Raw genomic sequence first — 10,393 nt, forward strand, 5'->3', positions numbered from 1 at the left:
CTGAAGGTGACCGGATCATCCCGGCGCCGCCAGTCTGGCAAGCGCCCTTAAGCGGAGCATGAGGCCCGCTGTTAGGACCCGTTTAAAGGCCCCGCGTATACCGTATGGCCATGAATACCCTCTCGCTGCTGCTGCCCCTGTTGTTGAGCGCCTCGGCCCAGGACCCCATGCGGGTGCTGGACGGCGGCGCACGCCAGCAGGACGCCGTGCGCCAGGCGGTCAAACAGGGCCGCTATGTCCCGCTGGAAACCGTGGTGCGCGACGCCCTGCGCCGCTACCCCGGGCAGCTGCTGGAAGTGGAGCTGGACGACGGCGAGTATGAGATCGAGATCCTCGGCCCCAACGGCGTGGTAATGGAGCTGGACTATGATGCGACCAGCGGCCGCCTGCTCAAGATGGAAGAGGACTGATGCGACTCCTGCTTGCCGAGGACGATGCCCTGCTCGCCAGCCAGCTGCAGCTGCTGCTGGAAGATGCCGGGTACGTGGTGGTGCACAGCAGTGAAGGCGTGGACGCCGAGTACCAGGGCCAGGTGGAAGACATCGCCGCGGCGGTGGTCGACCTTGGCCTGCCGGGGCTGGATGGCCTGAGCGTGATCGAGCGCTGGCGCCAGGCCGGGCGCGATTTCCCGGTGCTGGTGCTGACCGCGCGGACGCGCTGGCACGACAAACTGGCCGGCTTCGACGCCGGTGCCGACGACTTCCTGACCAAGCCGTTCCAGCCCGAGGAGCTGCTGCTGCGGCTGCGCGCGCTGATCCGGCGCAGTGCCGGCCATGCCAGCCCGCGCCTGCAGTGCGGCCCGCTGCGGCTGGACGTCAACGCCGGCCGCTTCGAGCTGGACGGCGTGCTGCTGCCCCTGAGCCCGCAGGAACACCGCATCCTGAGTTACTTCATGCACCACCCGGACGTGGTGATCAGCCGTTCGCGGCTGGGCGAGCATGTCTACGAGTCCGGATTCGATCCCGACTCCAACACCCTGGACGTGCTGATCGGCCGCATCCGCCGCAAACTCGGCAGCACGCTCATCCACACCCATCGCGGCCAGGGCTTCCGCCTGTCGGCGCACCCATGAACACCCGTTCGTTGCGCAGCCGCCTGCTGCTGGCCGGTGGATGGGGCATGGTGCTGGTCTCGGCACTGGCCACCTGGTGGCTGGGCGCGATGTACGAGCGCTCCGCGCAGGCCACCCTGGACCAGCAGCTCAACGCGGACCTGCTCGCGGTGCTGGCCCTGCTGGAGGTGGACGCGCAGGGGGCCGTGCAGGTGCGCGACGAGCTGCGCGGCGAGCGTTACCGGCGGGTGTTTTCCGGCGCGTACTGGCAGTTGCTGGATGCGCAGGGGCAGCCACTGGGACAGTCGCGCTCGCTGTGGGACGAAACGCTGCCTGCGCCGGCCACGCTGCGTACCGGCCCGGCCCGGTCCTTCGATACCACCGGCCCGCTGCAGCAGCCGCTGCGTGCGATGGCGCAGCAGGTCACCCTGCCCCGTGCGGCCCTGCCGCTGCGGGTGATCGTGGCCACCGACCGCAGCCAGCTGGATGCCCAGGTCACGGCCTTCCGGCAACGTACCGCGCTGGCGCTGATGGTGCTGATCGCGTTGTGGTTTGCGGTGCTGGTCGCCCAGGTGCATTACGGGCTGCGTCCACTGAAGCAGCTCGGGCGCATTGCCGAGCAGGTGCGCAACGGCGAGGACGTGCGTTTTCCGCAGCAGGGCCTGGTCCGCGAAGTCGCGCCGCTGGCCGCCGAGCTCAACGCATTGCTCGACCACCACGGCCGCATGGTGCTGCGCGCACGGCGCAGTGCCGAAGACCTGGCACATGCCCTGAAGACGCCGCTGACGGTGCTCTCCACCGAAGCCGCAGGTGCCGGCACCGACTGGCGGCAGACGCTGCGCAGCGAAACCGCACGCATGCAGGCCAGCATCGACCGCTACCTGGCACTGGGCGTGGCCGCCGACCATCAGCAGCGCACGCCGGTGGCGCCGGTGGTCAGCGCGCTGTGCGGGTTGATGCAACGCGTGCACGACGAGCGTGGCGTGGTGTTCACCTGCGCCGCCGACGCACCGGGCGTGTTCGCAGGTGCGCGCGAGGACCTGGAAGAAATGCTGGGCAACCTGCTGGACAACGCCGGCAAGTGGGCGGCGCAGCGGGTGGAGGTGGGCGTTGCGCTGGCCGACAAGCGGCTGCGGATCACCGTCAGCGACGACGGCGACGGCCTGCCCGAAGAAGACCTGTCGCGGGTACTCGGTCGTGGCGTGCGGCTGGACCAGCGCGCGCCGGGCAGCGGGCTGGGCTTGGCGATCGTGGCCGATATCGCCGAGAGTTACGGCGGCGGGTTGGTGTTGCGGAATGGGACGCGCGGGTTGGTGGCGGAGCTGGTGTTACCCGCGGGCTGATCCCGCGTGCATGAGCCAACAATCCATTGCATCCAGCACGATGTGGATCATCAACCCGATCCCGAACAACCGCGTCTTCTTCGGAACGCACAACCCTGCATACACCGCGATCGCCGGCGCGGTGTGCAACGGATGGAAGCCGATGCTGCAGCGGTTCGGCGCATAGATCGGATCGGCGAGCAGGTGATCCAGGTCGATGATCCAACCGAGCAGCATCAGCGCCCACGCCGACAGGAAGCGCTTGCGCCAGAACATCCACGCCAGCAACGCCGGTATGGCGGCGTGCAGGAACAGGTGGAAGATGGCGCGACTGCTCAGACCAGCGGCTCGTCAGACAGGTACGTGTAACCGGTCAACCCGGCTTCCAGTGCCTCGGACAGCTCCTGCGCGCGTTCCGGCGACAGGTTCGCCGCGGCCACGCGCTCGGCGTAGCTGGCACGCAGGTCGGCCAGGCTGTAGCCCACGTAGTCCAGCATCACGTCGGTGGTGTCGCCGCGGCGTTGCTGGGTGATCGCGTAACCATCGGCATCGGCCAGCACTTCCACCGCGTCGGTGTCGCCGAACAGGTTGTGGATGTCGCCCAGGATTTCCTGGTACGCGCCGACCATGAAGAACCCGATCCGGTAGCTTTCGCCCGGGCGCACCGCGTGCAGCGGCAGCGAGGTGTCCAGACTCTCGTTCTCGACGTAGGTCTTCACCATGCCGTCCGAATCGCAGGTCATGTCGGCAATGATGCCGCGACGCTGCGGCACTTCGTCCAGGCGTTCGATCGGCACGATCGGGAACACCTGGTCGATCGCCCACGCATCCGGGATCGACTCGAACACGCTGAAGTTGACGAAGTACTTGTCCACCAGCCGCTCGTTCAACTCGTCCAGCGCCGGGCGATGGCTCTTCTCGTCGTAGCTCAGGCGCGCCCGCACCGCGTGGGCGATGGCGTAGAACAGGTCGTCGATGCGCGCACGCTGCGGCAGGTCGATCTGGCCCAGCGCATAGCTGGCCAGGCCTTCGGCATGGAAGTGCTGCGCTTCCTGGAACAGCTCCACCGCCGGGCGCTGGTCGAGGTCGGCATGGATCTCGCGCAGGTGGCGGATCGCCGCCGGCTCGTCGTCGTGCTGGTCCGGCACGCGGCCTTCCTGCGCTTCTTCGACCTCGGAGACGTTGGCGATCAGCACCGCGTGGTGCGCGGTCATCGCCCGGCCGCACTCGGTGACGATGCGCGGCGGGGTCAGGCCGTGCTCTTCACAGGCATTGGCCAGCGGCTGCACGATGTTGCCGGCGTACGAATCCAGCCCGTAGTTGATCGAACAGAAGCTGCGCGAACGGGTGCCTTCGTAGTCCACGCCCAGCCCGCCGCCCACGTCCACGTGGGTGATCTTCGCGCCCAGGCGCGACAGTTCCACGAAGTAGCGGGTGGCTTCGCGCATGCCGTTGGCGATGTCGCGCACGTTGGAGATCTGCGAACCCATGTGGAAATGCAGCAGGCTCAGGCAATCGGCGTACTCGGTGTCGCGCAGCGACTTCCACAGGTCCAGAAGCTGGCGCGGGGAGAGGCCGAACTTGGCCTTGTCGCCGCCGCTGTTCTGCCACTTGCCCGCGCCCAGCGACGCCAGGCGCATGCGCACGCCCAGGCCCGGCTTCACGTCCAGCGCCTTGGCTTCCTCCAGCACCAGCTTCAGCTCGGACGGCTTCTCGATCACGATGAAGGTCTGCAGGCCCAGCTTGCGGCCGATCAGGGCCAGCCGGATGTACTCGCGGTCCTTGTAGCCGTTGCAGACGATCAGCCCGCCCGGGCGCGACAGCGCCAGCACGGCCATCAGTTCCGGCTTGCTGCCCGCTTCCAGGCCGAAGCCCTCGCCATGGTGGCTGGCCAGGGTGCCGGCCACGCCCCGGTGCTGGTTGACCTTGATCGGGTACACGGCGGTATAGCCGCCCGGGTAGTCCCAGTCGGCTTGGGCCCGGCCGAACGCGGCCTGCAGCTTGCCCAGACGCTGCCCCAGGATGTCCGGAAAACGCACCAGCAGCGGCAGCTTGGCCCCGCCCGCGCGCGCGGCGTCCACGATGTTGGGCAACGACACCACCGGGCCGTCCTGGCCAGTCGGTCTCACCACCATGTGTCCAGCCTGATCCACGTCGAAGTAGCCATCCGCCCAATGCGGAATCGAGTAGGTCTTGCGGGCTTGGTCGAGGGACCAATCGGTCATTTCAGTGGGCCTGGTTGGTAAAAAAGGGGGTGCATGATAACGCCTAACAGGCGACAGCTCCGTTATCATGCGCGCCCGCGCCCGACCCCGGGGATTGAACCTGAACAGGCGCGGACCCCGGCTCCACCTTCTCCGAACAGGACTGTTACACCATGACTGACAACACCAACTGGTACATCGAGCATTTCGAGCGCACCGGCTCGGCCATCGGCTATCGCCTGAAGGGCAAGCTGGACGAGGTCCAGTCCCCGTTCCAGAAGATCGAGATCTTCGCGACCACCGACTGGGGCAACCTGATGACCATCGATGGCGCCATCATGCTGACCAGCAAGGACAACTTCTTCTACCACGAGATGATCAGCCACCCGGTGCTGTTCACCCACGCCGCGCCCAAGCGCGTGGTGATCATCGGCGGCGGCGACTGCGGCACCCTGCGCGAGGTGCTCAAGCACAAGGGCGTGGAGAGTGTGACCCAGTGCGACATCGACGAGCAGGTCACCCGCATGGCCGAGAAGCACTTCCCGGAGCTGTGCGATTCCAACAACGACCCGCGCGCCGAGCTGATGTTCGACGACGGCGTGGCCTACATGGCCAACTGCCCGGCCGGCAGCGTGGACGTGGTGATCGTGGACTCCACCGACCCGGTCGGCCCGGGTGAGGGCCTGTTCAACAAGGCCTTCTACGAGAGCTGCTTCAAGGCGCTGAAGGAAGACGGCATCCTGGTGCAGCAGTCCGAGTCGCCGCTGATGCAGCTGGACCTGATCAACGAGATGCGCACGGAAATGGGCAAGGCCGGCTTCCAGTCGTTCAAGACCCTGCCGTTCCCGCAGCCGTGCTACCCCACCGGCTGGTGGAGCGTGACCCTGGCGCGCAAGGGCCAGAGCAGCTTCGACTTCCGCCAGGCGGACTCGGCTTCGAAGGGCTTCGAGACGCTGTACTACACCGCCGCGCTGCATACCGGCGTTCTTGTGACCCCGCCGTTCGTGCAGGCTGCGCTGAAGAGCTGAGGTTACGGAGGAGCCGGCCGGCGGCCGGCACTACAAGAAAAAACCCGCGCCGGTGACGGCGCGGGTTTTTTTGGCTCCGGTAGTGCCGGCCGCCGGCCGGCTCCAAGCGGTCCTAGATCGCCCAGATCCCCGCAATCACCAGCACCACCAACCCCCACTTGATCGCGTGGTAGGCGAACGCACTGCGCGCACGCAGGGCCTTGGCCTTCAGCCGCACCTTGTACAACCCACCAAACGCCTTGTTCACCCCGCCGGTCGGGTCGCCGGGGAAGTTCGGCGAAGCGCCGCCGGCCAGCAGCGTGGCGGCCACGGCGCGGTTGAACAGGCCCGGCAGGCCGAAGCGCAGCGGGCGGGCGATGTCGCAGAACAGGATCACCCGGTCCTCTTCGGTTTCATTGTGCGCGTGGTGCACATAGGTTTCGTCGAACATCATCCACTCGCCGTCGCGCCAGCTTTTGCGGATGCCGTCGACCTCGATATAGCAGCGGTCGTCATTCGGCGTGGCCAGGCCCAGGTGCAGGCGCAGCGAACCGGCGAACGGATCGCGGTGCGGGCGCAGCTCGCTGCCCGGCGGAAGCTGCGCGAACATCGCCGCGCGCACGTCCGGAATCGACTCCAGCAGCGCGGTGGTCTGCGGGCACAGCGACCTGGCCGACGGATGCGACGGTCCGTACCACTTCAGGTAGAAGCGCTTCCAGCCACGGCGGAAGAACGAATTGAAGCCGGCGTCGTTGTACGAGCTGGACGCCGCGATCTTCTCCGCATCGCGCAGCGCCAGCGCCTCGTCGCGGATCATCTTCCAGTTCGCCCGCAGCGGTTCCAGCTGCGGGAACTCCTTGCCCGGGTCCAGGAACGGCGTGGTCGGCACCTTGGAGAACAGGTACATGACCACGTTGATCGGCGCCATGAAGCTGGAATGGTCGAGCAACTGGCGCGACCAGCGCGCCCGGACCTTGCCGCGGTAGTGCACGTACAGCACGCAGGCCACGAACAGGGCCACCACAATAATCTTGATCATCAAGCATCCACCGGCCACTGCCGGAACCCGAAGGTGTAAGGGGGAGAGCCGGGCGCGACGGAGACGTGCCGTCAGGTGCGGGACTGCCGCGCGGGCGCATTCAAGCCCGCTATGGTCCGGGCCAGCCGGTCCCGGGTCAAGCCAGTCCCCACGGGACATTCAGACGCGCGACGCTCTGTTCCACCCCCGGCTACGACATTTTTCCGACAGACACTGGTTTCGTGTACTCCCGAGTACTAAAATTAACGAAACCTTCATCCCTCCCCATTCAGTAGCACCGGTACGCCTGACGCTTTGCGCCGACCGCCGGGTCGCCTTGGAACGTCATGACTACCCCTGTTGCTGCGTGTGTCGACGACACCGCCCCCGCCGAGCTGCTCAAGCGCGGCGAACGCCTGTTGGAACCCGATGTCTACCGCACCTGCCTGAACGGGCAGCCGGCCGTGGTCAAGGACTACACCCGTTACCGCGGCACCCCGCTCTCCCCGGTGGCCCGCCTGCTGGTCCGTCGTGAGGCCCGCATCCTGCAGCGGCTCAGCGGCTGGAAGCACGCCCCGGCCCTGCTCGGCACCATCGGCGGCCTCGCGCTGGGCATGGAATTCATTCCCGGCCAGACCCTGAGCGCGGCCCAGTCGGTCGGCATCGAGGTGTTCGAACAGCTGCAGCATGCGCTGAGCCGCCTGCACGCGGCCGGCATCACCCACAACGACCTGCATGGCACCAATGTGATGGTGAGCGGCGGCGTGCCGGTGCTGGTGGATTTCACCTCGGCCTGGCGCAGCCCCCGCTGGCTGCCGGTGCACCCGGTGTCGCGGCAGCTGCGCCGCAGCGACATGAAGAACCTGCTGAAGATGCGCCAGCGCCTGACCGGCGCCCGCCCCAGCGCCGCCGAAGCGGCCCAGGTGGCCGACCCGCGCTGGGTGGCCGGGGTGCGGGTGGCGTGGAAGCGGTTCTATCGGTGGTTCAAGGGCTAGAGCGCGTCCGCGTCCAACTCGCCCGTACGAATCCGCACCACGCTGCCGAGGTCGTACACGAACACCTTGCCGTCGCCGATCTTGCCGGTGCCGGCCGCCTTGACGATGGCTTCCACCACCTCCTCGACCTGCTCATCGGTCACGGCCACCTCGATCTTCACCTTCGGCAGGAAGTCGACCACGTACTCGGCGCCCCGGTAGAGCTCGGTATGCCCCTTCTGGCGGCCGAAGCCCTTCACCTCGGTGACCGTGATCCCGGTGACACCGCGCTCGGCCAGCGCCTCGCGCACGTCGTCGAGTTTGAACGGCTTGACCACCGCCATGACCATCTTCATCTATCGGCTCCTTTGATCTGCGGCGCAAGGATAACGCTATCCTAGTGCCTGGCCAGCCCCACCCGCAGAGATCCCCCATGATTGACCTCAACCAGCTCGATGACCTTGCACGCCGCCTGAGCGACATGGTCCCGCCGGGCCTGCGTCAATCCCGCGAGGAGCTGCAGGCCACCTTCAAGAGCGCCCTGCAGGCCGGCCTGGGCAAGCTGGACCTGGTGACCCGCGAAGAATTCGACGTGCAGCGTGCAGTGCTGCTGCGCACCCGCGAGAAGCTGGAAGCGCTGGAAAAAACCGTGGCGGCACTGGAAGCAGGCGCTGCCGCTCCGGAGCGTCCGGCGCCCTGATCCTCGGTGAAGCGTCGCCACTGAGGTAGCGCTGCGGCTTCTTCTGAATTGCCCGCGCGGCTCCAACCGACAGGCATCTCAAGCGCCACCGGGCAAGCTCGCAGATTGTTGAGTCAACCCGGAAACCTGCATGAGCCTTGCGCTGGTGCACAGCCGCGCGCGCGTTGGCATCGCTGCGCCGGCGGTACGTATTGAAGTGATGTTGAGCGGTGGCCTGCCGCATACCACCATGGTCGGCCTGCCCGAGGCCGCTGTGCGCGAATCGCGCGACCGCGTGCGTGCCGCGCTGTTGTGCGCGCGCTTCGACTACCCGCAGCAGCGCATCCTGATCAACCTGGCGCCGGCCGACCTGCCCAAGGAAGGCGGGCGCTTCGACCTGGCCATCGCGCTCGGCATCCTGGCCGCCAGCGACCAGATCGACCGGCACCTGCTGGCCAATTACGAGTTTCTTGGCGAGCTCGCCCTCACCGGCGAACTGCGCGGTGTGGATGGCGCCCTCCCCGCTGCCATTGCCGCCGCCCAGCAGGGGCGTACGCTGATACTCGCGGCCGGCAATGGTGAAGAGGCGGCACTGGCCCAGCATGCGGACGTACGCGTAGCCCGCACCCTGCTGGAGGTCTGCGCCTCCCTGGCCAGCCGCTCGCTGCCGAATGCAGTACCCGCACCTGTCACGCCGTTGGCGGTCGCCGACCTGCGCGACGTACGCGGCCAGCTGCAGGCGCGTCGCGCGCTCGAAGTGGCGGCGGCCGGCGGCCATCACCTGCTGCTGCTTGGCACGCCGGGCTGCGGCAAGACCCTGCTGGCCTCACGCCTGCCGGGCATCCTCCCCGATGCGACCGAAGCTGAAGCACTGGAAACCGCCACCATCGCTTCATGCAGCGGCGCCGGCATCGACGCCGCGCGCTGGCGGCACAGGCCTTACCGCGCCCCGCACCACACCGCCAGCGCAGTTTCGCTGGTCGGCGGGGGAACCCATCCCCGACCGGGTGAGATCTCTCTTGCGCACAACGGTGTGCTGTTCCTGGACGAACTGCCCGAGTGGAGTCGCCACACCCTTGAAGTACTGCGCGAACCGCTGGAGTCCGGCACGGTGATGGTCGCGCGCGCCGCGCGCACCGATCAGTTCCCTTCCCGCTTCCAGCTGGTGGCGGTCATCGAGTGTATTCTAGGAAATGTGTACCTACCGACCACGCGGCTTAAGCTATTGGAACCGAACACTTTTTTTTTATCCACTGCTGAGGGATCACTAGGATCGCGTATAGCAGGGAGCGAGAAGCGAGATCTTGCCATTTCAGTGGAGCGTCAACGCGGAGGCAGGCGCAGCATCGGCACCAGCTTGCTGGATCTGTCAGATTGGCCAGCGGATTCAGCGCTTTACCAAGCGGTAGTCGCCTTCCAGCAAAAAGCCCTCTTGACACCTATGCCTTGCGGCCCGGTGTCCTCCTTCAGACGGGCACTCAAGTGCCTACAGATCGGTTCCATCGCTTTGTTGCGAAAGCGTGTAGACCAAATCACCGCAGGAGAGGTAGTTGCGTTACTGCATGCTATCGAGGGCGACCTTCAGAGCACGCAGGGCCTCTCCATTAATACTAGGACCAAGTACTCAGCGGCGCTTCGTCAGGTCATCACATCCGGGCCTGACGTTCTCAAGGACGGAAATAGTTTGCAGCACACGATCCAAGAACACTTTCCCCGACTACGTCGCCCGCCGAAGCTCCGCCGAAATGATCTTCCGGCAAGTATTGCCGTCCAATCTCACGAAGACTGGGACGATCTACGCCAGAAGACTCACGCGCTCCTGCAGAGTCGCAATAATGCGATTGAATCCGCGATCGCCAATGAGTTTGCGGCGTACGAGCGTCTCTGCACGTGGCAGGAGGAACTGCTAATCGTCCAAGTTCCAGAAGGCACGCGCGACCTGGTCCTTCGCTGGATGAACGCATCGAACCCTGTCGGGGGGCGTGTCAGATTACAAGATGCTCCGATCAGCGACATCGTCGCAGTGCTTCTGCAGGAGCAAACCGGCCCGCGCACGGCATACGCAGCGAACGGTTGGCCCATCGGACGTTATCCCGTGCAAGAGGAGTTCGGGTTCTACCCCGATATCACGGACGGTT

The 10,393-nt window shown here is 66.4% G+C and carries 11 protein-coding genes; 7 read left to right on the forward strand and 4 right to left on the reverse strand.

What is annotated here, in order from left to right; genetic code table 11:
- Window positions 1-167: 167 nt before the first annotated feature.
- From C2U58_RS12410 to C2U58_RS12420, 3 genes are read left to right on the forward strand one after another with little or no spacing between them, the layout of a single operon-like run.
- The gene (locus tag C2U58_RS12410; protein WP_070207103.1) at window positions 168-410 is read left to right on the forward strand and encodes a PepSY domain-containing protein; all 243 of its coding nucleotides are present in this window, start codon (window positions 168-170) and stop codon (window positions 408-410) included.
- The gene (locus C2U58_RS12415; protein ID WP_102946127.1) at window positions 410-1,072 is read left to right on the forward strand and encodes a response regulator transcription factor; all 663 of its coding nucleotides are present in this window, start codon (window positions 410-412) and stop codon (window positions 1,070-1,072) included. Before C2U58_RS12410 ends, C2U58_RS12415 begins: the two co-directional genes overlap by 1 nt.
- Window positions 1,069-2,394: a sensor histidine kinase gene (locus tag C2U58_RS12420; protein ID WP_102946128.1), complete on the forward strand. Its 1,326-nt coding sequence runs from the start codon at window positions 1,069-1,071 to the stop codon at window positions 2,392-2,394. The genes C2U58_RS12415 and C2U58_RS12420 overlap by 4 nt, the downstream gene beginning before the upstream one ends.
- On the opposite strand, the gene C2U58_RS12425 is transcribed toward C2U58_RS12420, so the two are convergent.
- Both C2U58_RS12425 and speA read right to left on the reverse strand, forming a co-directional pair.
- Window positions 2,380-2,712: a DUF6122 family protein gene (locus tag C2U58_RS12425; protein ID WP_102946129.1), complete on the reverse strand. Its 333-nt coding sequence runs from the start codon at window positions 2,710-2,712 to the stop codon at window positions 2,380-2,382. The genes C2U58_RS12420 and C2U58_RS12425 overlap by 15 nt on opposite strands.
- Window positions 2,709-4,598: an arginine decarboxylase gene (gene speA, locus C2U58_RS12430; protein ID WP_070207085.1), complete on the reverse strand. Its 1,890-nt coding sequence runs from the start codon at window positions 4,596-4,598 to the stop codon at window positions 2,709-2,711. The genes C2U58_RS12425 and speA overlap by 4 nt, the downstream gene beginning before the upstream one ends.
- 152 nt (window positions 4,599-4,750) lie before the next feature.
- Here speA and speE point away from each other — a divergent pair, with 152 nt between their 5' ends.
- Entirely contained in the window at window positions 4,751-5,605 is an 855-nt protein-coding gene (gene speE / locus C2U58_RS12435) for a polyamine aminopropyltransferase (protein ID WP_070207084.1), read from the forward strand.
- 112 nt (window positions 5,606-5,717) lie between these two features.
- On the opposite strand, the gene C2U58_RS12440 is transcribed toward speE, so the two are convergent.
- Window positions 5,718-6,623: an aspartyl/asparaginyl beta-hydroxylase domain-containing protein gene (locus tag C2U58_RS12440; RefSeq protein WP_172448136.1), complete on the reverse strand. Its 906-nt coding sequence runs from the start codon at window positions 6,621-6,623 to the stop codon at window positions 5,718-5,720.
- 326 nt (window positions 6,624-6,949) lie between these two features.
- Here C2U58_RS12440 and C2U58_RS12445 point away from each other — a divergent pair, with 326 nt between their 5' ends.
- On the forward strand, window positions 6,950-7,597 hold the full coding sequence (locus C2U58_RS12445) for an RIO1 family regulatory kinase/ATPase (protein ID WP_102946131.1): 648 nt from the start codon (window positions 6,950-6,952) through the stop codon (window positions 7,595-7,597).
- On the opposite strand, the gene C2U58_RS12450 is transcribed toward C2U58_RS12445, so the two are convergent.
- Window positions 7,594-7,932 (reverse strand): P-II family nitrogen regulator, encoded by a 339-nt coding sequence (locus tag C2U58_RS12450; protein ID WP_070207081.1) that lies wholly within the window; start codon window positions 7,930-7,932, stop codon window positions 7,594-7,596. The two genes, C2U58_RS12445 and C2U58_RS12450, sit on opposite strands and share 4 nt — an antisense overlap.
- Before the next feature lie 77 nt (window positions 7,933-8,009).
- Between C2U58_RS12450 and C2U58_RS12455 the strand changes: the two genes are divergently transcribed.
- Window positions 8,010-8,276 (forward strand): accessory factor UbiK family protein, encoded by a 267-nt coding sequence (locus tag C2U58_RS12455; protein ID WP_070207080.1) that lies wholly within the window; start codon window positions 8,010-8,012, stop codon window positions 8,274-8,276.
- 130 nt (window positions 8,277-8,406) lie between these two features.
- A partial coding sequence (locus tag C2U58_RS20300) for a YifB family Mg chelatase-like AAA ATPase (protein WP_253256727.1) occupies window positions 8,407-10,393 on the forward strand: 1,987 nt, incomplete at its 3' end.

The sequence above is a fragment of the Stenotrophomonas sp. VV52 genome, assembly GCF_002893095.1.
Taxonomy (GTDB): Bacteria; Pseudomonadota; Gammaproteobacteria; order Xanthomonadales; family Xanthomonadaceae; genus Stenotrophomonas; species Stenotrophomonas aracearum.